Below are 25279 nucleotides of genomic sequence, written 5' to 3'. Positions count from 1 at the left end.
AGTAGAGCGTCGTGCTGAGCCCGCCAAATCGGTGACGCGTGGTGAGACGGGCCGGGGCGGTGGCGGCACGGGCGAGCCCCATGATCATGGGGGATCACGGGACAGGATATGCGGCCCGGTGAGCAGATTGTGCGCAGCCCGCCCCTGCGAGTGACGGGTGTCATAAAGTAGTGCATGCCAATGATGGCCCGGGCGGCGCCGTGCTCGCGCCGCCCAAACGACCCCGCCCACCTGTTCCTAACGGCTCATAGGAGAGCAACGTGCTCGAACTCATCATCGACTTCCTGACGCCGATCCTTGGCGGCATGGGAGTCTCGTCTGCCGACGTCGAAACATACGTGCACAACTGTGCGGGCTACATCTACGCCCTCGTCGCGATCATTGTTGTGGCCGTCGCCGTGGCGATTGGCGCCCACTGGTTCGCCAGGCGGGGCGACCGGCACCTGTGGCGCTGGGGAGCTGGACTGGCCACGGTCCTGTCCGTGGTCCTCATCGGCAACCTGGTGGTATTTGGTCCGCTCCACTCGACCGTATCCATCCTCGTGAACGGTCAGGGCAGTGTCTCGCAGGCCTCGCGTGACGCCTCTGAGGAGGTCATTGGACGCGTCGGTGACGAGGGCTTCGTGCTGGCCGAGAACGATGACAACCTGCTGCCACTACCCGCCGAGACGACCAGCCTCAACGTATTCGGCTGGGCCTCTACCATCCCGATCTACGGCGGCACCGGCTCCGGAGCGGCCGACATGTCAAGCGCCACCGGCGTCCTGGACTCCCTGCATGATGCTGGCTACACCACCAACGACACGTTGACCGAGATGTACACCGCCTACCGGGACACTCGTGAGTCCCTGGGCACCACCGGCACGATCGGCTTCACTGACTGGAGCCTGCCTGAGCCCACCGCAGACGCCTATACCGACGAGGTGCTCAGCGAGGCCAAGGAGTTCTCGGACACTGCCGTGGTTGTCCTGGCCCGTTCCGGCGGCGAGGGGCAGGATCTGCCCACCGACATGAAGGCGGTCATCGACGGCGACTATGCCGAGATGTCAAACACCGTGGCGGGAGGTAACGAGCGCTACCGCTACTTTGACTCCGAGTACACCAATAACGGCGACTACGACGACTTTGAGTCCGGCGAGCACTACCTTCAGCTCTCGCGCACCGAGAAGGACATGCTGCAGATCGTCAACGACAACTTCCCCCAAGTGATCGTCCTGATCAACTCCAATAACACCATGGAGCTGGACTGGCTGGACGACTACCCCTCCATCAAGTCCGTGCTGCTCGCGCCTGGTACCGGGCAGAACGCCATGGGGGCGCTGGGGCGGATCCTGTCCGGCCAGGTCAACCCCTCCGGTCGCACCGTGGACATGTTCATCAACGACCTGACCTCCACGCCCGCCTACAACAACTTCGGCAACTTCACCTACACGGGCGTCGATGACCTGGTGGAGCAGTACACGGCAGCCGACCCCGGCTTCCAGGGCGTGCTCGGCCGCGTGAGCTACAACGAGGGCATCTACGTCGGCTACCGCTACTACGAGACCGCTTACGACGACGCCGTGGAGGGCTTCGACTACGACGCCGCCGTGCGCTACCCCTTCGGCTACGGGCTGTCATTCACCGACTTCAACCACGAGATCACCGCCTTTAACGCCGACGGGGACGAGGTACAGGTGACGGTCACCGTCACTAACAGCGGCGACGTGGCCGGCAAGGATGTCGTTCAGCTCTACTCCACGCCGCCGTACACCAACGGCGGGATCGAAAAGGCCTCCGTCAACCTGGTTGACTTCGCCAAGACCGACCTGCTGGAACCCGGTGCCACCCAGGCGGTCGACTTCGTGATCCCCAAGGAGGAGCTGGCCTCCTACGACTCCTCCGGCTTTAAGGCCGAGGGGGGCGGGTACGTGCTGGAGGCCGGCGAGTACGTCATCTCAGCGCGTTCTGACTCGCACACCGTGCTGGACTCGGAGACCTTCACGGTGGAGGCGGACATTGACTACTCCACCGATGGGCGTGCCTCTGACGGTGAGACGGCCACCAACCGCTTCGAGGACTACTCCGCGGGCGATGCCACCTACCTGTCCCGCGCGGACGGCTTCGCCAATTACGACGAGGCCACGGCCGCGCCGAGTGCCGAGAACCTGACCATGACCGAGGAGGAGAAGGCCTTCATCGACTCCTACTCGGTGGCCAATTACAACCCGGCCGACCACGAGGACCCGGACGCGGTTATGCCGACCACCGGCGCCAGCGGCGACCTGACCCTACGGGACATGACCGGCCTGGCCTATGACGACGAGCAGTGGGAGCGGCTGCTGGATCAGCTCACCGTGGAGGAGATGTCCGAGCTGGTTGCCGTCGGCGGATTCCAGACGGTGGCCATCGGCTCCATCGACAAGCGGGCTACCCTCGACTCAGATGGACCCGCCGGCCTGAACGACTGGGTCATCGGCGTCATGGGAACCCCCTACCCGGCCGAGGTGCTCATTGCCCAGACCTGGAACACCGAGCTCGCCTCTGAGGTTGGTGCAGGCATCGCCCAGGAGTTCGTCGATGCGCACATCTACGGCTGGTACGGCCCCGCCATGAACATGCACCGGACAGCCTTCGGCGGCCGCAACTTCGAGTACTACTCCGAGGACGGCGTGCTGGCCGGGAGGATCGCCTCGGCCACCTCGAACGCCTCTGCGGCTAAGGGCGTGTACCCCTACATCAAGCACTTCGCGATGAACGACCAGGAGATCAACCGCTGCACCTTCCTGCAGACCTTCGCCACCGAGCAGACGGTGCGGGAGATCTACCTGAGGCCCTTCGAGATCGTGGTGAAGAACCGGGCGGAGGGGCCCTACGCGGTGATGTCCGCCTTCAACTTCATCGGCAACCGGTACGCAGGAGCCAATGCAGATCTGCTCAACGGCGTCCTGCGCGACGAGTGGGGATTTGAGGGCATGGTGCTGACCGACTGGTACGGCTCCTATGGATACCAGATCACCATGGACTCGGTGCTAAACGGCAACGACATCATGCTGGGGATGGGTTCACAGGCGCGTTCCCAGATCGAGAATCCCGACTCGCCGACCATGGTGACGGCGTTGCGGCAGGCCTCGAAGAACGTGCTCTACACGGTGGCCAACTCCGGCAACTACACTGTGGAGACCGATGACGGCGGACTGGACCGGCTGACCACCAGGGCGATCCTCATCGACGTAGTGGCCTGCCTGGTCTGCGTCGGCGCGATGACGGCCGTCGTGCTGCGGTGGCGCTCAAAGCGGGCCAGGTCCCGGGCGGCTGACTAGTGAGCCGCTGAAGACGAGTCCAGGCCGGAGGCGGGGGCCACCGTCAGGACAAGTGCTCGCGCACCTCGTCCATGTCCTTGTCACCGCGACCGGACAGATTCACCAGCAGCAGCGGGACGGCGTCGGGCTCGCCCGGCGCCGTCCGCTCGGCGTGGCCGCGGGCGATCTTCAGCGCCTGGGCGACGGCGTGCGCGGACTCCATGGCCGGGATGATGCCCTCGTGGCGGCTGAGCAGCCGGAAGGCCTCCAGCGCCTCGGCGTCGGTGACGGCCACGTACTCGGCGCGTCCGGCGTCAGCCAGGTAGGCGTGCTCCGGGCCCACCGACGGGTAGTCGAGCCCGGCGGAGACCGAGTGGGAGGGCAGGACCGTGCCGTCGTCGTCGAGCATGACGAAGGAGCGCATGCCGTGCAGCACTCCGGTGCGCCCGGCACTGATGGGGGCGCCGTGCTCGCCGGTGGCCAGGCCGCGCCCGGCCGGCTCCACGCCGATCAGCCGCACTGACGGGTCATCCAGGTAGGCGGCGAAGGCTCCGATCGCGTTGGAGCCGCCCCCAACAGCGGCGATCACCGCGTCGGGCAGGGTGCCGTAGCGCGCAAGCACCTGGCGGCGGGACTCGCTGGATATCACTTCCTGGAAGTGCCGCACGATAGTGGGGAAGGGGTGCGGCCCGGTGGCTGAGCCCATCAGGTAGAAGGTGTCCTCCAACCGGGTGCACCACTCGGAAAGGGCGGCGTCGATCGCATCCTTCAGGCCCGCCTGCCCGGCGGTTACCGGTACCACGGTGGCCCCCATCAGCTCCATGCGCTCCACATTGGGGCGCTGCCGCTCCACATCGTGCGCGCCCATGTAGATGGTGCACTCCATGCCCATCAGCGCCGCCACCATGGCGGTGGCGGTGCCGTGCTGGCCGGCGCCGGTCTCCGCGATCAGGCGGCGCTTGCCCATGCGCTTGGCTAGTAGCGCCTGGCCGAGCGCGTTGTTGCCCTTGTGCGCGCCACCGTGGGCGAGATCCTCCCGCTTGAGCACAATGCGGGCGCTCCCGGAAAGCGGTAGGTGCCGGCACTCGAAGATGGGCGTCTCCCGACCCAGGTAGTCGACCCGCAGGCCTGCTAGTTCCGTCTCGAAGGCGGGGTCGGCCACCGCCTCTACGAAGGCGGCCTCGAGCTCGTCAAGTGCGGGCAGCAGCTCCGCCGGCACCTCCTGGCCGCCGAAGCGCCCGAAGTAGGCGGGCAGGATCGTCTCGCGCGGAGTGTCTGCACCTGGCGGGGGAGGGGTGTAGCCGGGTGCGTCGGGGCCGAGTGGCCCGGTGGGCACGCGGTTGGCGGTGGGTGCTGCCCCGGGCAGGGCTGCGTCTGGTCCGGCGGGGGTGCGCATGAGTGCCTCCTTGCTGTCTCCACCGCCCGACGGCGGTCGCGTTCGCGAGGCTAGAGGCGCTGTCGGCGGCGAGCAAAAGCGCACCTCGGCGTCTCGCATACCGGGACTGCGGCGGCGCAGGTACGAACTCAGCGGCGGTGACGCAGGTTATGCGCAGCAAGCGACAGATCACGCTTGACACTCCCGGGTGTGGCCTGCGTCTCATATGATGGTGGTGAACCCTGCGAGACCCTGCAAGGAGAGATCAATGAGGATCACCTATGGAAGGAGCCTGGCCGCCGTTGGCGTGGCTGTGGCTCTGGTATTGACGGGATGCACCTCCGGCGGTTCCACCGCCGATGCGACCGCGTCCTCGACCCTGGAGAACAACGGCAACACCTACATCACGCAAGAACTGGATGACGGACAGACCCTCTTCACCCGGGTCATCAACCCGAACGGCGGCCAGGTGCTGAGCTACTCGGCCGAAGGCGGCATGGCCATCGTTGAGCAGGTCGATGGCGAGTTCACTTACGCCTTCAAGGACCTCAACGGCAATGGAGAGCTTGACCCCGCCGAGGACTGGCGACTGGAGGGGAGCGAGCGGGCCGCCGACTACGCCACCGGCCTGTCCAAGGAGCAGATGGCTGGTCTGATGCTCTTCTCCGCTCATGAACGTGCGCCCGAGGACGGACTGACGCCCGAGCAGCAGGAGTACCTGTCCGACTCCTACTTGCGGGCAGTGCTGAACGCGGGCGGCTCTGACGTGACCGCCAACGTGCAGTGGGTCAACCAGATGCAGGCCTACGTGGAGACCCTGGCCTCCGCGGACACCCCCTACATCCCCGTCAACTTCTCCTCCGACCCGCGTTCGGACGCCTCGGGCGACGGGGCCTTCACAGACGTCGGGGAGATCTCCAGCTGGCCCGGGTCGCTGGGTCTAGCCGCCACCTTCGATCCCGAAACGGTGCTCCAGTTCGGGCAGATGGCCTCCCAGGAGTACCGGAGCCTAGGCATCGGCACGGCCCTGTCCCCGCAGATCGACCTGGCCACAGAGCCCCGGTGGCTGCGCGTCTCGGGCACCTTCGGCGAGGACTCCGAGATGGCCGGCGCCATGGCCGCCAACTATGTAGCGGGTTTCCAGGGCACCTACGCAGAGGATGGTGGTGACGCCGGCTGGGGCACGGACTCGGTGGCCACCATGATCAAGCACTGGCCCGGCGACGGCGCCGGCGAGGGCGGGCGCGAGTCGCACACGAACGCGGGCAAGTACGAGGTCATGGTGGGCGGCAACTCGGCCGAGCACCGGTCGGTGTTCCAGCAGGCGCTGGACTCAGCCGCTGCGATGACGTCCTACTCGGTCACCCTGAACGCCGACGGCGAGCCCGAGTACTCCCAGCGGATGGGCTCCTCCTACGACGACGGCAAGCTCTCCGAACTGCGTGAGGCCAATTCCTACGAGGGCGTCGTCGTCACCGACTGGGGCGTCACCCGCGCCACCACCGATCCTGACAACCCGGTGATCGCCACCGGCTGGGGCGCGGAGGACCTGAGCGTGGAGGAGCGCCACTTCGAGATCATCAAGAACGGAACCGACATGTTCGGCGGCAACAACGACGCCGCCCCGGTACTGGCCGCCTACGACTTGTGGCAGGAGGCCTACGAGGCCGGGGAACTGGACGTGGACGCCCGCACCCGCTGGCAGCAGTCCGCCGCCCGTATCCTGACCATGTCCTTCAACATTGGCGCCTTCGACGACCCCTTCCTGGACCTGGCCACCTCCCAGGCTCAGGTGGGTTCTCAGGACAAGGTCGCCGCCGGCCAGGAGGCGCAGTTGAACTCGATCGTCACCCTCAAGAACGACGGCGCCATCAACCTGGATCCGGAGGCGGACTTCTCCGACAAGACCGTGTACATTCCGCAGACCTACGACACGGGATTCAACAGTGCCTTCAGCGAGGCCGAGTACACCGAGGGGCCCTCCCTCGACGTGGAGGTTGCGGGCAAGTACTTCGGCAAGGTTGTTACCGATGAGGTCGAATACGATGCCGACGGCCACGTGACTGGCTACACCGCCCCCGACCTGACCGATGTGGACCTGGTGCTGGTGGGCATGCGCTCGCCGATTAACGGCACCAGCTTCTCCAAGGCAGGCTGGAACGAGGAGGCGGGCACCTGGTACCCGCTCTCGCTGCAGTACAGCACGTACACGGCCGACGGCGAGAATGTGCGCCGCACCTCCGTCTCTGGGGACGTACTCGCCGACGGCAGCCGGGAGAACCGCTCCTACTACGGGGCCGAATCGGCGATCTCGAACGGCGCCGACCTGGACGCCTTCAACCGCGCCGCCGACGCGGTGGCCGCATCGGGCCGGGACATTCCCGTCGTCGTGGCGCTCAAGGCCACGAACCCGGTGATTCCCGCGGAGTTCGAGGCGCGCGCCGACGCCATCGTCGTCGGCTTCGGCGTCGCGGACGAAGCCCTCATCCAGGTCGCCCTCGGCCTGCACGAGTCCAACGGGCGCCTGCCCATCCAGTTCCCCGCAGGCATGGACACCGTGGAGGCCAACCAGGAGGACGTCCCGAAGGACCTGACGCCCTACACGGACTCCGCCGGAAACACCTATGACTACGGCTTCGGCCTGCACCTGGACGGCTCGGTTATCAAGGACTGAGCAAACAGGGCTCCGGTGGTTATGCGGGCGGGTGCAGGCGGTGGGCTGCCGCATCCGCCCGCAGTCCCGGCGTTAGCTCCAAAAAGTGGTGTTGACCGCGGCGACCCAGGCGTCATACTCAGGTCCGGTCCAGCCGGTGCCCTCCGGCGCGGTGGGGTTGCGGCGGAACGCCGTCGGATTGGCTGCCGGCCCCTGGAGCAGGACCTGCCGCAAGGGCTGGGCGCACTGGAAGTTGAGGGCGGACTGCACGCGATTTAGGCCCCGGCCGACTTCCCGCGGATCGCCCGGACGCTTGCCGGGGAAGCGCCCCTCAGCGGTGGACCGCAGCAGGTACAGGGCGAGGTTCGGTGCGGAGAACCAGTTCATATTCAGCTTCAGGTTCCGCCCGTGCTGATCGCGCACGACGGATGAGCGCTGACCGGTGGCCGAGAACGAGGCGATCTCCTGGTGGGGGATCTGCACGGCGCGGCCACGCCAGTCGGTGCCGGCGATCAGTGTTGGGGCGTCGACGAGGCTGGCGTTGCGATACGTCGCCAGGCTGTAGCAGCAGTAGCCGACGCACAGGAGAGCCAGCGCAGCGATGATCCCAGCGGCCTTCAGGTCATCAACTACCGGCAGGGCTAGCAGGACGAGGAGAACGCCGCCACAGCCGAACATAATGACCAGGCCGATCAGGAGCCGGGCATCGGGGCGCTGGACGGGGTACTCGTAGGTGGTTGTACCCGCGCCGGGGACGGGCTCGGTTATGCGGGCCCTGTCCGCACGCTCCCCGACCCGCAGCAGGGGGATCGTGAGCACCGCCATGATAATAGCAAGTGCGTAGGTGGCGATGACGATGAGTATGTGTGGGGTCTCCATGAAGCCTCCCGGGTGGCTGCATGATCGTGTACCGGCAACCGACAGGTTATGCGTCCGAACCGACAGATCGAGCGGTCAAGACATTATCGCTAACCGACATCGACCGAGAATAGGCCTGCATGCCAATTGTCGGCGGGGTCCGGTCCCGTAGGCCTGATGCGAGGGCGGTTCGGGACCCGCCCGCCAGTGAGCATCCCCATCCCCCTTGCGTCCCCGCGCAAGGAGCACAGAGAGGTGTCTGCGACAGTGTTGTCAATCAACTGGAACGACGTCTGGAACGTGGTGGTGAGCCTGCGACCGCAGCTCATTGCCATCGGCGTGGCGCTGCTGGTGGCGCTCATCATCACCATCGCCGCGCGTCGGCTCAGCAAGCCGACCCGGAAGCTGGTGCGCTCCACTACCTGGGTTGCCGCGGTGGTCGCCGTCGCGGTTGCCGTAACCGGCATGATGTATGGCGGCCTGAAGACCATCCTGGACCTGTCCTCCGGATCCGGCACGCTCACCGACCAGACCAAGGCGACCGTGGAGGAACTCGGTAACACGATTTCTGACGAGGGCATGGTCCTGCTGAAGAACGAGGGAGCAGCCCTCCCGCTCGAGGACGGCGCCGCCATCAACGTTCTCGGCTGGGCCTCCACCAACCCCGTCTACGGCGGTACCGGCTCCGGCTCGCTGTCCCCTGACAACCCCACGACCTCCCTGCTGGATGGCCTGCACAACGCTGGCTTCCAGACCAACACGGAGCTGAGCGACTTCTACGCCGGCTACCGTGCCGAGCGGCCGGAGGTCGGCATGTTCGCAGCCGACTGGACGCTGCCCGAGCCCACCTCCGATGACTACACCGACGCCCTTGTCAGCTCCATCCAGGACTTCTCTGACACCTCGGTGGTGACCATTGCCCGGTCCGGTGGTGAGGGATTCGATCTGCCGCTGGACGTCAACGCGGAGGTGGCTGCTAACGGCGCCTTCTCCTACACGGACAACTCCGCTACCCAGACCGACTTCGCCGACGGCCAGGGCTACCTGGAACTCACGGCTCCCGAGCGCGACCTGATCCAGCTAGCTAAGGACAACTCCGAGACGGTGGTAGTCGTCTACAACGGTGCCAACGCCTTCGACCTGTCTGACCTGGCCGCCGACCCGGACATTGACGCCATCATCTGGGCGATTCCCGGAGGCCAGGTCGGCTTCAACGCCCTGGGCCGCATCCTCGACGGCGAGGTCAACCCCTCCGCCAAGACCCCGGACACCTTCGTCACGGACCTGAAGGCATCCCCGGTCGCCAACAACTTCGGCGACTTCACCTACACCAACATGGAGGAGTATGGGCAGTCCTCGCCCTTCACTGAAGACACCACCTACCCTGGGTTCGTGAACTACGTGGAGGGCATTTACGTCGGCTACCGCTGGTACGAGACCGCCGCCGTCGAGGGTGTAATCGACTACGAAGAGGCCGTCACCTACCCGTTCGGCTACGGCCTGTCCTACACCACCTTCAGCCAGGACATGGGTGAGCTCGCCCGCGACGCCGACGGCGCCATCAGCCTCGACGTGACCGTCACCAACACCGGGGACGTGGCCGGCAAGGACGTTGTGCAGGTCTACTACACCGCCCCCTACACCAACGGCGGCATTGAGAAGTCCGCCGTGAACCTGGTTGCCTACGGCAAGACCGGCCTGCTTGAGCCCGGAGCATCCGAGACCGTCACGCTTACCTTCGCCGAGGATGACATGGCCTCCTACGACTACCAGGATGCCAAGGCCTACGTGCTGGAGGAGGGTGAGTACACGGTCTCCGTGCGCGCGGACTCCCACACGGTGATCGCCGAGCAGACCCTCACGGTTGACGCGACCATCACCTACGACTCCGAGGACAACACCCACGCCGGAGACGTTGCGGTCGCGACGAACCAGTTCGACTCTGCCGCAGGCGACGTCACCTACCTATCCCGGGCGGACTCCTTCGCCAACTACGAGGAGGCCACGGCCGCCCCGGCTAGCCTGGAGATGTCGGAGGAGCACCAGCAGGCCTTCATCGCCAACTCCAACTACGACTCCGCCGCCTTTGACGACGATGCCGACGAGATGCCCACCACCGGCGCCAAGAACGGCCTGGTCCTGGGTGACATGTACGGCCTGGACTACGACGACGCCAAGTGGGACCAGTTGCTGGACCAGCTGTCGGTTGCCGAGATGAACAGCCTGATCGCCAACGGCGGGTACGGCTCGGTGGCGGTGGACTCCGTGGGCAAGGTGCGCGTCTCGGACGTGGACGGACCCGCCTCGCTGAACAACAACTTCACCGGCGTGGGCTCTATCGGCCTGCCTTCTGCCGTGTCCGTCGCCGCCACCTGGAACCAGGAGCTGGCGCACGAATTCGGCACCGCGATCGGCACCATGGCCCACGACATGGACGTGGCCGGCTGGTACGCCCCGGCCACCAACACCCACAGGTACGCGTACGCCGGACGCAACTTCGAGTACTTCTCCGAGGACCCGGTCCTGGCCGGCACGCAGGTGGCACAGGAGATCCAGGGTGCCAGGGAACTGGGCGTGTACGCCTTCATCAAGCACTTCGCCATGAATGACCAGGAGACCAACCGCACCAACATGCTGGCCACCTGGTCCAATGAGCAGGCGATTCGCGAGATCTACCTGAAGTCCTTCGAGATCGGCATCAAGGACGGCGGTGCCGGCGCGGTCATGACCGCCTTCAACTACATCGGCACCACCTACGCCGGCGCACTGCCCGAGCTGCAGCAGACCGTGCTGCGCGACGAATGGGGCTTCCGCGGCATGACGCTGACGGACTACTTCGCCGGCTACGGGTACCAGAATGCCGACCAGCTCACCCGTAACGGCGGTGACATGATGCTCGCCACCACTGACATCACCGTCAACTCGGTGCAGAACACCTCCGCGACCGGAGTGATCGCCATGCGGGAGGCGTCGCACAACATCCTGTACACCGTGGCCAACTCCTGGATCTACGACAGCGGGCAGCCCGCGGTGGAGCGCGCCTCCTGGGAGTACGTGACCTGGGGCGTCCTGGCAGCCCTGGGTGCGTGCCTGCTCGCCCTGGAGATCATCGCCATCCGCCGCTACCGCAAGCGTCAGGCTGAGGCCTCCGCCGTCGTCGAGAGCTCCGAGACGGAGTAGGCACTGGGCGTTTGACGCCCCGGTGGGCGGGGCGGATCTTCTGCCCCGCCCACCGGCCGCCCTCCTGCGCTTTACACACCAGGACCCCGCCGCATCCCGACCAACCCTCAAGGGAAGGAACACGCTGTGACCGTCACCGCCTCCGACCTCACGCTCCTGGAGGCCGCCGCCCTGCTATCGGGCTCCTCCGAATGGGACTCGCGCCCCCTGCCCGAGCGCGGTATCCCGTCCTTCGTCCTGTCCGACGGGCCGCACGGGGTGCGCCGTCAGCTCGGCAGCGGCGACCACCTCGGTATAGCCGCCTCCGAGCCAGCCACCTGCTACCCGACGGCGGCTACCGTCGCCAACTCCTGGGACCCCGTCCTGGCTGAGCAGATGGGGCAGGCGCTGGGGCGGGAGGCGCTCGCCCTTGGGGTGGACGTGCTGCTGGGCCCGGGACTGAACATCAAGCGTTCCCCGCTGTGCGGACGCAACTTCGAGTACTACTCCGAGGACCCCATCCTCGCCGGGCGCATGGCCGCCGGCCTGGTCCGCGGCATCCAGTCTCAGGGCGTGGCGGCTACCCCGAAGCACTTTGCCGTCAACGGCCAGGAGCTGCGGCGCATGGCCTCCGACTCCGTGGTCGACGAGGCCACCATGCGGGAGATCTACCTGACCGCCTTCGAGATCGTGGTGCGCGAGGCGCATCCCCGCGCACTGATGAGCTCCTACAACCGGGTCAACGGCACCTACGCCAACGAGCACCCGCAGCTGCTCACCGAGATCCTGCGGCAGGAATGGGGCTTCACGGGGATGGTCGTCTCCGACTGGGGCGGCTCCAATGACGCCGCGGCGGCCGCCGCGGCCGGCTCCTCCCTGGAGATGCCCGCACCCGGTCTGCACTCCGCCCGCGAGGTCGTCACCGCTGTCAAGGAGGGGCGCATCAGCCGCGAGGCGGTCTACGCGCGCGCCGCCGAGGTCATCACGATGGCCGCTTCCGCGCCCTCGGCCCGCACGCCCGAGGCGGATCGCCCCGGTTTCGACGTCGACGCCCACCACGCGCTGGCGCGGAGAGTCGCCGAAGAGTCGATTGTGCTGCTGCGCAACCAGGACGACGTCCTGCCGTTGGCCCTCGGCACACGCGTCGCCGTCATCGGCGACATGGCAAAGACGCCCCGCTATCAGGGCTCCGGTTCCTCCCAGATCAACCCGACCCGGCTGGAGAGCACTCTGGAGGAGATCGCCGGCAACGGTCTGCAGCTGGTCGGCTACGCCCAGGGCTATGACCGCCAGGGCAAGCCCGACCAGGCCCTGCTCGACGAGGCGGTCGCCCTGGCCGGGCGAGCGGAGGTGGTACTGGCCTACATCGGGCTGGATGAGCTGTCCGAGTCCGAGGGCCTGGACCGCTCCCACATGCGCCTGCCGCAGGTGCAGACCCGGCTGCTGGAGGCCGTCGCCCGCGCCAACCCCAATGTGGTTGCCGTCCTCTCCGCCGGGTCCGCAGTGGAGACCGCCTGGGAGGAGCACACCAGGGCCGTGGTTCACACCAGCCTGTCTGGACAGGCAGGTGCCAGCGCTGCACTGCGGGTGCTCACCGGCGCGGTCAACCCCTCCGGCCGCCTGGCGGAGACCTACCCGGTGCGCTACGAGGACAACCCCACCTCCGCCTGGTTCCCGGCTACGGGGGAACTCGCCCTGTACCAGGACGGCCCCTACGTCGGCTACCGCTACTACACCACCACCAGCACGCCGGTGGCGCACCCCTTTGGCTTCGGCCTGTCGTACTCCAGCTTCGAGTACTCCGGGCTGAGCCTGGACGAGGCTGGGGCACACCTGACGGTCACCAACACCTCCGCCACCGACGGCGCCGAAGTGGTGCAGATGTACGTCACGGCGCCCGCGGGCGTGTGGGGGCCAACCCGGGAGCTGAAGGGCTTCGTCAAGGTGTCCGTGTCTGCGGGGAAGTCGGTGGCCGTGACCGTCCCCTTCGACGACTACACCTTCCGCCGGTACTCGGTGACCGAAGGGCGTTGGATCCGCCCCGCGGGCACCTGGACGGTGCGGGTGGGGCGCAACGCCGAGGACCTTCCGCTCGAGGAGACCTGGGAGGTGGAGGGCGACCCGGTTGCCCCCGCCGACCCGGCTCTGGGGCACTATCTTGACGGCAGGGTCACGCAGGTCGGTGACAGTGAGTTCGCTGCGCTGCTGGGAAGGGCGGTGCCGCGTTCGGACCTGTCCGGCCGGATCGTTCCCAACAGCCCGATTGCCGACCTGGCGCACGGGCGGAGCCGCATCGGCAAGGTCGCCGTCAAGGTGCTGGAACGCCAGAAGAAGAAGGCCGATGCCTCCGGCAAGCCCGACCTGAATATCCTGTTCATGCTCAACATGCCGTTGCGTGCCATGGGCAAGATGACCGGCGGCATGGTGTCTGCTGAAATGGTCGACGGCATCGTCGACTTCGTGGATGGCCACGGCCTGCGCGGGCTGCGCACCATCGTGGGCGGATTCTTCCGTAACCGGCGCCAGGACAAGGCCACCCAGAAACGACTCGACGCGGCGCACTGAATCGGTGCTGATCGCTTACGCGCCAGGGCAAAGGCCCGCGTAGACTCCTGTCATAGCAACTAGAAATCGAGACCAAACATGAACCCAATGACCGCCTGGTGGCACCGCTTCGAAGAGCGTCACGAGACCATCGCCCAGTTCATCGTGTTCTTCATCCTGTCCAACGGTGTGACTTTGCTGCAGCTGATCCTGATGCCAGCGTTCAGGTGGATCTTCGGATTCACCTCGCTGCAGGGCACCACTTTCCAGTTCCTCCCGGTGGGCTCCTCCGGAGGCAGCCCCGTCTACCTGTTTGACTACGTGGCCGGCCCCATCCAGGCCGACGGCTCCGGTGGTGGGCTGGCCTACTTCCTGGCCGTGGAGATCACCCTGCTGATCGCCCAGGTAATCAATTTCTTCGCCCAACGCTCCATCACCTTCAAATCGAACTCCTCGATCTGGAAGGCGGCGTTCTGGTACGCGCTGGCATACGTGGTGATCACGATCGTCGCCGCCGCCTTGCAGGTGCTGTACAAGGAGCCCATCTACTCCTGGTGCAAGGGCACGCTCGGCGCATCCACGGGTGAGACCGTGGCGGACGTCGTGACGATGATCATCAACGCCGCAATCTCCTTCTGGGTGTTCTTCCCGATCTTCAAGGTCATCTTCAAGCGGGTGCCCGAGGATGCCGATACGCAGCCGGACGGGTCCGGGCAGACCGAGGTGCTGTCGGCGCACTGATCCGGGTTCCTTCCGGTAGTGTCATCCGCACCAGTAACCAGGAGCGCCTCGGGCGCGGCGCGGGCAGGTGCCCGCATTCCGCGAAACGCCGGCTGACTCCGTCGAGCAAGGAGACCCGCACGGTGCCAGCCAGCCCGCTAATAACGGTCGTAGTACCGGCATACAACGCCGAGGACTGCCTGGGGCGCTGCCTGTCCAGCCTCGTGGCGGCGGACGGCGGCCGTGATGAGCTGGAGGTGATCGTCGTCGACGACGGCGCCACGGACTCAACCGGCGCTCTTGCTGATGCCTACGCCCGGGCACACACGGCGATTGAAGTAATCCACCAGGAGAACAAGGGGCACGGCGGCGCCATTAATACCGGGGTCGCTGCGGCCCGCGGCACTTGGCTGAAGGTGTGCGACGCCGACGACGCCATCGACCCCGGGACACTGCGTGCCCTGCTCGCCTCCCTACGCTCTTGGCGTGAGGCGGGCACTGAGCCTGACCTCGTGGTGACGAACTTCGTGTACGTACGCGAGGGCACACCCGCTTGGTACCGCCTCAGCCACGGACCTGCCCGGCGGGGCCCCCGGGGTGTACGGCCCGGCCGCCATGTAGTGCGTTTCCGGGGCATCCTCCCGGCCGGGCGTATTGGCAGCTGGCGGGACGTGCGGAGTTTTCGCCCCGACCAGTACCTCATGATGCACTCGCTCGCCTATCGTCGTGAGGTATTGGAGCATTCCGGCATGCGGCTGCCGGAGCACTGCTTCTACGTGGACAACCTGTTCGCATTCGAGCCGTTGCGGCACGTGCGCACGCTGACCTACCTGGATCTGGACCTGTATTACTACACGGTGGGCAGGGCGGGGCAGTCCGTGGCCGATGACGTGATCGTGGCACGTCTGGACCAGCATGACCGTGTCAACGCGCTCATGCTGGAGGCGATGCCCCGCGAGGGCGAGGTACCTGTGTCCCTGCTGCACTACTTGGTACACATCTACACCTTGAGCGCGGTGGTGATTACCACCATGGCGCTGCGGTCGGGTACTCCGCAGAACCTGGCCATCAAGCAGCGGCTGTGGGAGCGTCTGGACGCTACTCGACCGGACGTGGCGCGGTGGGTGCGCGGTTCTGTAATGGGCCGGCTGATGACGTTGCCGGGACGGACCGGGCGCTGGGTGACGGTGGCCGGATACCAGGTGGTCCGCCGGGTACTTGCCCTGAACTGAGAGCGGGACCAGCGTGGGCCCGCCATGCAGCCCAGGCGGTAACGTTGCGGCTTTTCGCGTTTGTGGGCCTGGAGGACTGGCATGCATGTGGTGTGTCAGGTCGGTTTCTCGGCTCCTCCGGTTTGCGGGTGCGTGCGGGTGGGGTAGGCGGGTGTGGGTGGGGTCGGTTGGGTGGTCTTGGGTGTGGCGCACGCTCAGTTGGTTTGGCGCTCTGGCCGGTTGGCGGGTTTTGCCTGGAATTTCGGTGTTTTTGGTTTTTGGCTGGTGGGGGTTGGTTGGCTCCAGCGTGCGGCGCGGGGGTTGCCGCACGCTGGAGCTGGTTGGGCTGTTTTTCGGGTGGTGTGCTTTCCGCGTGATTACGCCGTTTCTGTGGAAGCGTGCCGGGACTGAGCGTGCGGCGCGCGCTGGCGCCGGGTCGGATCTGTCCTTGCTGCGCGAGCAGAACACCGCCGGACCCGCCCGCCGACGCGTGCTCGTGCCGAGTCCGAGGGCTCCGTTGCGGCCTACACCTGGGAATGGCTCAGCTACCTCCACCGCACTCCCTAACCGGAGGAGCCGTATTACTGATTACGTCCTCGGTGAGGGAGCTCGGCGGGGATCGGCAGCAGTACGCGCAGCGTGAAGGTGCCGCGTGGGCTCTCAGTAGTGGTTAGCTGCCCGCCGTAGGCCTCGGCGGCCGAGCGCATGGCACCGTAACCAAAGCCGTATGCGCTACCGTCGGTAACAGCACGTATTGGGCCGGTGCGACCCGGGGCCGAGCGTGCTGGTGCCACCGGATTCTCGACCTCGATCAGCACGAATCCACGGCGAGTACGCACATCAAGACGAATCCACCGGTCGGCGTCGCCGGTGCCGGAGACAGCCTCCAAGGCGTTGTCCAGGGCAGTGCCGACCAGTGTGGCCAGATCGGCGGTGGACATGAAGCCGAGCGCGGCGCCCTCGACGATGGCAGTCATGGTGATGCCGGCCTCCAGGCACACCTGCTCCCGGTCGGTGAGAATTACATCCAGTACGGGGTTGCCGGTGCGTACAAACACCTCATACGGCCGCACTGAGGACTCCAGCTCAGCGAGCCGGTCCAGGCGCACCGCGGGATCCGGCTCGGCCCGCACCGAGGCGATCATGTGGCGCAAGTCGTGGTACTTACGGTTGACGATGTCGATGGCGCGCTTGGAGGTCAGGTACTGCTCGTACTGCGAACGCAGCAGCGCCTCGGAGCTGGCCAGCTCGAAGGAAGCACGGTTTTGCAGGTCAACTTCCCGCTGCGCGTACAGAATGATGAACCCGCATAGATCCACGAGCGTGCGGATATAGAAGACCTCTGCCCCCAGTCGGCCGGAGAAGGGAGTGGCGGTGCTTAGGAAGCTGAGATTTGACATGGCGAAGGTGATGGCGGCGATCGCCGCCGCCCCGGCCACGGTGGCAGCTGTGGGCACCACTTCGGCGCGGAACCGGGGACGCTCCAGCAGATAGACCGCACCCAGTACGGTGCCGTCGACGGCTATCGCCAATGCCGCACCCCAGAAGGCGCCCGCCCGGTCTCCCAGGAGGAACACCTCCAACTGCCACTCGAGCGAGGCCGCCAGCTCGGCGGCCACGAAGGCGCGCACTACCAGGTAGGTGGACCGGCGCAGGGAACCGCTCAGCGCCAGGTGCAGGATGCCCCACATGGCGATCACCGCTCCGAGCATCCCTGCCAGCCACAGCGAGATCGGCAGGCGGGCCGCAAGTGTCTGGTAGATGCTCAGCGCCGGAAGCGCTGCTGCCATCACTACCAGTGCGCGGCGCCTGGAGTCCTGTGGCCGCCACGTGGCCAGTACGTACGCCAGGCATGCGCCCCACTCGGCCAGCGCGGTCCACAACCGGGGGATGTCCGGCAGAGCCTCCTGGATCACGCGGTTGTCCCGGACACGTGCTCGGCCAGGGCCCGCATGAACTCCTTCTTCCGGGGGCGGGAGATCCTCAGGGACTGCCCGGTGCTCATCACGGAGTCCTGCTCGCGCACCGCCACCACGTGCCGCAGGTTGACGATGTAGCAGGAGTTGGAGCGGAAGAAGCCATGGGGTGCCAGTTTCGGCTCCATCTGCTTGAGCGATCCGGTCAGGGTGATGGCGCCGTCGGTCAGGTGCACGTCCAGGCGGTGACCAGAGGACTCCAGGTAGACGATGTCGCGCACGGGCACGCGCCGCAGCCCCTGCCCGTCCTTCAGGACGATGCCGGCGTTGTCCCGTCGGCCGAGTACCTCCAGGGCGCGGCTCAGCTCTCGGGCCAGGGAGGAGTAGGGGAAGGGCTTTACCAGGTAACCGAGGGCGGACACCTCGTAGCCGTTGATCGCGTACTGCTGCGCGGCAGTAATGAAGATGATGATGACATCAGGGTCGATACGACGCACTAACCGGGCGAGGGATAGGCCGTCGGTGCCCTCCATGCGTATATCCAGCATGAGGATGTCGTAAATGGGGCGGAAGCCGTCCAGGATGTCGCCGCCGGCCTCAAAAACGGACACTTGCAGATCCAGGCCTCGCTCACGGCCGAAGCGGTCGAGGTACTCGGAAAGAACGTTGCGGTGGCGGGCGTCGTCGTCGACGACGCCAATACGGAGTGTGGCGGAGGGGCTCGTATTCACTTTCATCGGCGGCTGTTGGTTACGGCGCGGGCATGGTGGTGGCGGACGCGCGGGGAAGGCGCGACAGCCGGGGAAGCGTTCGCTACGAACGCGGCCATGGGCACCGAAAGTAACGGTTACAAGCATGTTAGTGTACCGGCGCCGGGGGTCGGCCGCGGCCGTGGAGACGGGCACGCGCGCGGCCACGATCAGTCAGCGATCAGCTCAGCACTGATCCGGTGCCAGCCGTTGGCGCGATCACGCTGAGAGACGACGGAGGGCATTAGCGATGCGAGCGGATCTGGTAGTGGTCGGTTCGGGGCTCTTCGGTGCCACGGTCGCCCAGCGCGCCGCCGAGGAGCTGGGCGTGCACGTGGTGGTGGCTGAGCGTCGCAACCACGTGGGTGGAAACGCCTACTCGTACCCGGATCCGGACACCGGCATCGAGGTGCACCGCTACGGCTCCCACATCTTCCACACCTCCAACGAGCAGGTCTGGGCCTACGCCAACCGGTTCACCGCCTTCAACGACTACCGGCACCACGTCTACGCCAACCATGCCGGGGAGATCTACCCGCTGCCCATCAGCCTGGGCACCATCAACCAGTTCTTCCACGCCGCCCTCGGCCCGGAGCAGGCGCGGGCGCTCATCGCCGAGCACGCCGCCGAGATCACCGGCGAGCCCGCCAACCTGGAGGAGAAGGCCGTCAGCCTGATCGGCCGCCCCCTGTACGAGGCCTTCATCCGCGGCTACACCGCCAAGCAGTGGCAGACCGACCCCACCGACCTGGGCGCCGGCATCATCACCCGGCTGCCGGTACGCTTGAACTACAACAGCCGCTACTTCTCCGACCCTTACGAGGGCATCCCGGTGGACGGCTACGGAACCTGGGTCGAGCGGATGCTGGACCACCCGCGCATAGAGGTACGCCTGGGGACGGATTTTCTGGCGGCCGACGGCGTACTGACCCGTGACGCCTGCGTGGACCGGGTGCCGGTGGTCTACACCGGCGCCGTGGACCGCTTCTTCGATTACCGGCTCGGTGCCCTGACGTGGCGCACCCTGGACTTCGAGACACGCGTACTGCCCACAGGGGACTACCAGGGCACCGCGGTCATCAACTACTCCGATGCCGATGTCCCGTACACCCGGGTGCACGAGTTCCGCCACTACCACCCCGAGCGCGCCTACCCCGACGATGCCACCGTGATCATGCGGGAGTACTCGCGCATGGCGGGCCCCGACGACGAGCCCTGCTACCCGGTGGGCACGCCCGCAGACCGCGAGCGGCTGGCCCGCTACCAGCAGCTGGCGGCAGAGCTGGAGCCGCAGCGAGTCGTCTTCGGCGGGCGCCTGGGCGCCTACCAGTATCTGGACATGGACCGGACGATCGCCTCCGCCCTGCATAGCTTCGAGCAGTGGGTGCGGCCGTGGTTCGGGTGAGCCGCTCCGCCGAGTAACGCCGTTTGGCGCCGCACCCGCGGGCGGCACGCCGCTGAGCGAAGCACTGCGAGCCGTGGCCGGTCCGCACCTCACAGCGCCCTGACGCGGGGCCCGCGGGCAGTCCATGGGAGACTAGACCGCGTTCAAGCCGGCGGCGCCAGCCGACCGCACGTCCACACTGATCCACACTGATCCACACTGACCGCAGGAAGAGCCAGGAACCGATTCACGTGCCACCGATCCCCACGTCCGAGCAGGCTGCAACCGTCGCCCCCGCAGCCACCGAGCAGGCCCAGATCCGAAACTTCTCGATCATCGCGCACATCGACCACGGCAAATCCACGCTGGCGGACCGGATGCTCCAGGCCACCGGCGTAGTCGCCCCGCGCGACATGCGCGCCCAGTACCTGGACCGCATGGACATCGAGCGCGAGCGCGGCATCACCATCAAGTCCCAGGCCGTGCGCATGCCCTGGGCGGTGACCGGGGAGGACGGCGTCACGCGCGCCCACGCGCTGAATATGATCGACACCCCCGGGCACGTGGACTTCTCCTACGAGGTCAACCGGTCGCTGGCGGCCTGTGAGGGCGCGGTGCTGCTGGTCGACGCCGCCCAGGGCATCCAGGCGCAGACCCTCGCCAACCTGTACATGGCCATGGAGGGCGACCTGACGATCATCCCGGTGCTGAACAAGATCGACCTGCCCTCGGCGGAGCCGGATCAGCACGCGGCGGAGATCGCCTCCCTGATCGGCTGCGAGCCCGAGGAGGTACTGCGTGTATCGGGCAAGACCGGGGCGGGCGTGCCCGAGCTGCTGGACCGGATCGTCGAGGCGGTCCCGCCGCCGTCCGGTGATCCCGACTCCGCCGCCCGCGCCATGATCTTCGACTCCGTGTACGACGTCTACCGGGGCGTGGTCACCTACGTGCGTGTTGTCGACGGCGCCCTGAAGTCGCGCGAGCGCATCAAGATGGTCTCCACTGGAGCCGTTCACGACCTGCTGGAGATCGGCGTCATCAGTCCTGAGCCGGCCCCCACCCAGGGGTTGCGTGCCGGTGAGGTCGGCTACCTGATCACCGGCGTGAAGGACGTGCGCCAGTCCAAGGTCGGCGATACCGTCACCTCCGCCGCCGCCCCGGCCACTGTGCCGCTGTCCGGCTACCAGGACCCTAAGCCCATGGTGTTCTCCGGGCTGTTCCCCGTGGACGGCTCCGACTTCCCGGCGCTGCGTGACGCCCTGGACAAGCTCAAGCTCAATGATGCCGCCCTGACTTACGAGCCGGAGACCTCGGTGGCGCTGGGCTTCGGCTTCCGCTGCGGCTACCTCGGCCTGCTGCACCTGGAGATTATTCGTGAGCGCCTGGAGCGCGAGTTCAACCTGGACATCATCTCTACTGCGCCGTCCGTGGTCTACGAGGTCACCATGGAGGACCGCAGCGTCCACACGGTCACCAATCCGAGTGAGTTCCCCGAGGGCAAGGTCCGCGACGTGCAGGAGCCGGTGGTACGTGCCACCATCCTGACGCCCAGCGAGTACATCGGCGCGATCATGGAGCTGTGCCAGTCCCGCCGCGGCACCATGCTGGGCATGGACTACCTGTCCGAGACCCGCGTGGAGATGCGCTACCGGCTGCCGCTGGCGGAGATCGTCTTCGACTTCTTCGACGCCCTGAAGTCACGCACTCGCGGTTACGCCTCCCTGGACTACGAGCCCGACGGCACCCAGAGCGCGGACCTGACCAAGGTGGACATTCTGCTTAACGGGGAGAAGGTGGACGCGTTCAGCGCCATCGTTCACAAGGACTCGGCCCAGTCCTACGGGCAGAAGATGACCCGGCGGCTCAAGGAGCTGATTCCCCGCCAGCAGTTCGAGGTGCCGGTGCAGGCGGCCGTGGGCAGCCGCATCATCGCCCGCGAGACGATCCGGGCCCTGCGCAAGGACATGCTCGCCAAGTGCTACGGCGGTGACATCACCCGTAAGCGCAAGCTGCTGGAGAAGCAGAAGGAGGGTAAGAAACGCATGAAGGCGGTTGGTCGCGTGGAGGTCCCACAGGAGGCCTTCATCGCCGTGCTCGGAGCGGATCAGCCCACCGGAAAGTAACCCGGACGGATAACGCCTCGGCGGGGCGGGTGGCCCGCAGTAGGGTGGGCCGGACGTCGGCGCGGCGTTAGCCGTGGTAGCGAGGAGCGGACATATGAGCAAAACCGGCTCTGTGGAGCGGGACCCGGAGCGGATCGACGGCGTCCCGGTCACCTCGGGCACGGTGCAGGCCGCCCTGGCCGATGACGGTTCCGGGCTGGAGCTGACCGCCACCCTGGCACGGCGCCTGGGCGTGCCCCATGCGGGAGCCGACGGGCGTCATGCCGACGAGCCCGCGCCCTTCCGCGACGGCGACCCGGTGGGCACCGTCGGCGCCGTCTGCGCCCTGGCGCGGGTGCGTCCCGACGCCGGGGAGGCGGGCCTGTCCGCCATCCACAAGGCGCCCCTGGAGGGGCCCTCGGCGGTGAACCGGCTCGGCGTCGTCGGTGACCAGCAGGGCGATCACGCCCACCACGGCGGCCGGGATAAGGCACTGTACGTCCTGGACGCTGCCGAGCAGCGTCACTGGGCGGCGGTGCTCGGCGGTATCGAGCCCGGGTCCCTGGGGGAGAACCTGACGATTGAGCCGGGTCCGGCCGGCGGCATCGACGACGTCGAGATCGGTGCGGTTCTGTCTATCGGGGATCCGCGGGGCGAGGGGCTGCGCGTGCGGGTGACCGGCGTGCGCAATCCCTGTGCGACCTTCGCCCGCGGAGTCGGACGCGGCGACTGGGTGGAGGTCTTCTCCTCCCGCAACCGGGTGGGCGTCTACCTGGCTGTCCTCAAGGAGGGCACGGTGCGCGCAGGTGATGAGGTGCGGGTGGTCAGCGCGCCCGGGCACCGGGTCACCTGCACCCGCTGGTTCGCCCACCACGACCCGCGCGACGCCCAGAGGATGCTGGACTCGGAGATCTTCGGCAACTGCGTGATCGCCCCCTTCACCAAGAAGTACGTGCAGGCCGCCGCCCACGAGCAGGTCGGCTGAGCGGGACGCGCTGGGGCAGTTGCCGCAGGGGAAATCGGCTCAGCCGGCCGTATAAGCCGTTCGAACACAACCAGGAGGAACCGGTCCAGTGCCACAGCAGCACCCGCCCCGCTCTCACGCCATCCGCGCTCGCGTGCGCTCCTACTCGCGGGCCGGCGGCCGCCTGACCGAGGCGCAGGAACGGGCCCTGGAGCGTTACAGGGACAGATACGTGATCGACGTGCCCCGCGCCGATGCGATCCGCACCGTCGCCCCCTCCTTCCGGCTGGACCCAGCAACGGCCTTCGGGCACGCAGGCCAGTTGCGTCCGCTCATCGTGGAGGTCGGCTCGGGCGCGGGGGAGGCGATACTGGCCCACGCCGCCGCCCACCCGGGGGTGGACCACCTGGCTGTTGAGGCCTGGGAGACGGCGATCGCCCGGATCGTGGCCGGTGCCGGCAGGGCGGGCCTGCGCAATATCAGGGTGGTGCCCGCAGATGCCGCCCAGCTGCTGGCAACCGCCCTGCCGGTCGGCTGCGCCAGCGAGGTGTGGGTGTTCTTCCCGGACCCGTGGCGCAAGCCTCGGCACCGCAAGCGTCGGCTGGTTAATGCCGCCTTCGCCGACTCGGTGGCCCGGGTGCTGCGCCCCGGCGGGGTGTGGCGGCTGGCTACCGACTGGGCGGACTATGCCTGGCAGATGCGCGACGTGCTGGAGGCCGCCTCCGCGCTGCCCGAGGGACTGGAGGCGGACTGCACCGGCCCGTACTTCCGCTACCCCGACGCCGGGGCGCGCCCGGACCTGGGCGTCGGGACTGCCGAGGAGGGCAGCCTGGGTAATGGCCGCGACCCCGGCTCGCCGGCCGGCGTGCTAGGCGGCTGGTCGCAGCGCTATGAGGGGCGGGTACTGACCCGCTTTGAGGAGAAGGGCATTCGTGCCGGCCGTACTATCCGCGACCTGACCGCGGTGCGCACCGGCGAGATGTGGGTGCCGCCCCGGCGTGAGGCGGTTGCCCTATGAGTCCGCAGCAGCCGGCGGGGGAGCCCCTGCCCGGAGCGGGGGAGCTGCCCGAGCAGGTGCGCGCTGCGGCGTCGTCGGGCGGGCAGCGGCCATTTGCGGTGTACCTGCACGTGCCCTACTGCCGGGTGCGCTGCGGCTACTGCGACTTCAACACCTACACGAACCTGGCCATGGGCGGCGGAGCCTCGGCGGGGGACTACGTGGACACGCTCGCCGGCGAGCTGCGCCTGGCCCGGGCGGCCATGGAACAGGTCGGCCTGCCGCAGCGGGCGGCGCAAACCGTGTTCGTGGGCGGGGGCACCCCCACCATGCTGCCGGCTGGGGACCTGGCCCGCATGCTGCAGCTGGTGCGCGAGACCTGGGGCCTGGACGAAGGGGCGGAGGTGACCACGGAGGCCAACCCGGAGACCGTGGACGAGCGCTACCTGGCGGCCCTGGCACAGGCCGGGTTCACCCGGGTGTCCTTCGGCATGCAGTCGGCGGTGCCGCAGGTGCTGCGCACGCTGGACCGCACCCACACCCCCGAGCGGGTGCCGCAGGTGGTGTCCTGGGCACGCCGGGCCGGGCTGGCCACGAGCCTGGACCTGATCTACGGCACGCCGGGGGAGTCCCTGGACGACTGGCGGCGTTCCCTGGAGGCGGCGGTGGAGATCGGCCCGGATCACTTGAGCGCCTACGCCCTGGTGATCGAGGAGGGCACGCGGATGTGGACGCAGGTGCGCCGCGGGGAGCTGCCCCTGCCCACGGACGACGACGAGGCCGCCAAGTATGAGCTGGCCGACGCGTTGCTGGGCGGGGCCGGCTACGAGTGGTACGAGATCTCCAACTGGGCGCGGCCCGGGCATGAGTGCGTGCACAACCAGGCCTACTGGCGCGACTGGGACTGGTGGGGCGCCGGCCCGGGGGCGCACAGCCACCTGGGGGACGTGCGCATGTGGAACACCAAGCACCCGGTGGCCTGGGCCGGGCAGGCGGCGGCCGGGCGGCTGCCCGTGGCCGGGCACGAGGTCGTCGATGCCGAATCACGAGAACTGGAGCGGGTCATGCTCGGCATTCGCATGCGCGAGGGTCTGGAGCTGCGGAGTCTGACGCGGCCGGGGGAGGCGACGACGGCGTCGGGCACCCCACGGCGGCTCGTGCCGGTGGTGGGAGGACTCGTGGCGCAGGGCCTGCTCGACGGTGCTGCCGCCCTGGCGGGCCGCGCCGTGCTCACACTGCGCGGAAGGCTTATGGCGGACACGGTCACGTATCGGCTCACCCAGTGACGCGTGCTAGCGCCTGTGCACGGCGCCGAGTGCAGGGAACTACACGGTAAACGGAAAAAGAGGCCCCGCGCGGGGGCCCG

General features: G+C 67.5%; 14 protein-coding genes and 1 pseudogene. 11 read left to right on the top strand and 4 right to left on the bottom strand.

The window, feature by feature from the left end; genetic code table 11:
• The first annotated feature begins 260 nt into the window (after window positions 1-260).
• Complete coding sequence (locus tag GZ997_RS00335) at window positions 261-3302, top strand: glycoside hydrolase family 3 protein (RefSeq protein WP_203233827.1); 3042 nt, start codon at window positions 261-263, stop codon at window positions 3300-3302.
• Between the two features lie 58 nt (window positions 3303-3360).
• On the opposite strand, the pseudogene trpB reads toward GZ997_RS00335, so the two are convergent.
• A pseudogene (gene trpB / locus GZ997_RS00330) lies at window positions 3361-4536 on the bottom strand (tryptophan synthase subunit beta); the annotation flags it as partial.
• Window positions 4537-4924: 388 nt separating this feature from the next.
• Here trpB and GZ997_RS00325 point away from each other — a divergent pair.
• Window positions 4925-7330: a glycoside hydrolase family 3 N-terminal domain-containing protein gene (locus GZ997_RS00325; RefSeq protein WP_162678407.1), complete on the top strand. Its 2406-nt coding sequence runs from the start codon at window positions 4925-4927 to the stop codon at window positions 7328-7330.
• Window positions 7331-7402: 72 nt separating this feature from the next.
• On the opposite strand, the gene GZ997_RS00320 is transcribed toward GZ997_RS00325, so the two are convergent.
• Window positions 7403-8188: a hypothetical protein gene (locus GZ997_RS00320; RefSeq protein WP_162678406.1), complete on the bottom strand. Its 786-nt coding sequence runs from the start codon at window positions 8186-8188 to the stop codon at window positions 7403-7405.
• Window positions 8189-8422: 234 nt separating this feature from the next.
• On the opposite strand from GZ997_RS00320, the gene GZ997_RS00315 reads away from it, so the two are divergent.
• The 4 genes from GZ997_RS00315 to GZ997_RS00300 all read left to right on the top strand — a co-directional run bounded on the left by GZ997_RS00315 (window position 8423) and on the right by GZ997_RS00300 (window position 15822).
• Window positions 8423-11347 (top strand): glycoside hydrolase family 3 N-terminal domain-containing protein, encoded by a 2925-nt coding sequence (locus GZ997_RS00315; protein WP_343212227.1) that lies wholly within the window; start codon window positions 8423-8425, stop codon window positions 11345-11347.
• A 126-nt stretch (window positions 11348-11473) separates the two neighbouring features.
• Entirely contained in the window at window positions 11474-13891 is a 2418-nt protein-coding gene (locus GZ997_RS00310) for a glycoside hydrolase family 3 C-terminal domain-containing protein (protein ID WP_162678405.1), read from the top strand.
• A gap of 78 nt (window positions 13892-13969) precedes the next feature.
• On the top strand, window positions 13970-14611 hold the full coding sequence (locus tag GZ997_RS00305; RefSeq protein WP_161924287.1) for a hypothetical protein: 642 nt from the start codon (window positions 13970-13972) through the stop codon (window positions 14609-14611).
• Between the two features lie 122 nt (window positions 14612-14733).
• The gene (locus GZ997_RS00300; RefSeq protein WP_161924286.1) at window positions 14734-15822 is read left to right on the top strand and encodes a glycosyltransferase family 2 protein; all 1089 of its coding nucleotides are present in this window, start codon (window positions 14734-14736) and stop codon (window positions 15820-15822) included.
• Between the two features lie 560 nt (window positions 15823-16382).
• Here GZ997_RS00300 and GZ997_RS12980 read toward each other — a convergent pair.
• A complete protein-coding gene (locus tag GZ997_RS12980) occupies window positions 16383-17717 on the bottom strand; it encodes a GHKL domain-containing protein (RefSeq protein WP_161924285.1) in 1335 nt (444 codons plus the stop codon).
• Window positions 17714-18454, bottom strand: a complete 741-nt coding sequence (locus GZ997_RS00290) for a LytTR family DNA-binding domain-containing protein (RefSeq protein WP_161924284.1) — start codon at window positions 18452-18454, stop codon at window positions 17714-17716. The genes GZ997_RS12980 and GZ997_RS00290 overlap by 4 nt, the downstream gene beginning before the upstream one ends.
• A gap of 262 nt (window positions 18455-18716) precedes the next feature.
• Here GZ997_RS00290 and glf point away from each other — a divergent pair, with 262 nt between their 5' ends.
• The 5 genes from glf (at window position 18717) to hemW (ending at window position 25199) form a co-directional block, all read left to right on the top strand.
• Window positions 18717-19871, top strand: coding sequence for a UDP-galactopyranose mutase (glf, locus tag GZ997_RS00285; protein ID WP_162678404.1), 1155 nt, complete (start codon window positions 18717-18719; stop codon window positions 19869-19871).
• A gap of 230 nt (window positions 19872-20101) precedes the next feature.
• Window positions 20102-21973, top strand: a complete 1872-nt coding sequence (gene lepA / locus GZ997_RS00280) for a translation elongation factor 4 (protein WP_161924282.1) — start codon at window positions 20102-20104, stop codon at window positions 21971-21973.
• Between the two features lie 94 nt (window positions 21974-22067).
• Complete coding sequence (locus GZ997_RS00275; RefSeq protein WP_162678403.1) at window positions 22068-22937, top strand: MOSC domain-containing protein; 870 nt, start codon at window positions 22068-22070, stop codon at window positions 22935-22937.
• Between the two features lie 88 nt (window positions 22938-23025).
• Window positions 23026-23934: a tRNA (guanosine(46)-N7)-methyltransferase TrmB gene (trmB, locus tag GZ997_RS00270; protein ID WP_161924280.1), complete on the top strand. Its 909-nt coding sequence runs from the start codon at window positions 23026-23028 to the stop codon at window positions 23932-23934.
• Window positions 23931-25199, top strand: a complete 1269-nt coding sequence (gene hemW / locus GZ997_RS00265) for a radical SAM family heme chaperone HemW (protein WP_162678402.1) — start codon at window positions 23931-23933, stop codon at window positions 25197-25199. The genes trmB and hemW overlap by 4 nt, the downstream gene beginning before the upstream one ends.
• Window positions 25200-25279 lie beyond the last annotated feature (80 nt).

The sequence above is a fragment of the Actinomyces sp. 565 genome (assembly GCF_010365615.1).
GTDB lineage: Bacteria > Actinomycetota > Actinomycetes > Actinomycetales > Actinomycetaceae > Actinomyces.
The sequence above is the reverse complement of the archived record's forward strand: the minus strand, read 5'-3'. Positions and strand labels throughout refer to the sequence as shown.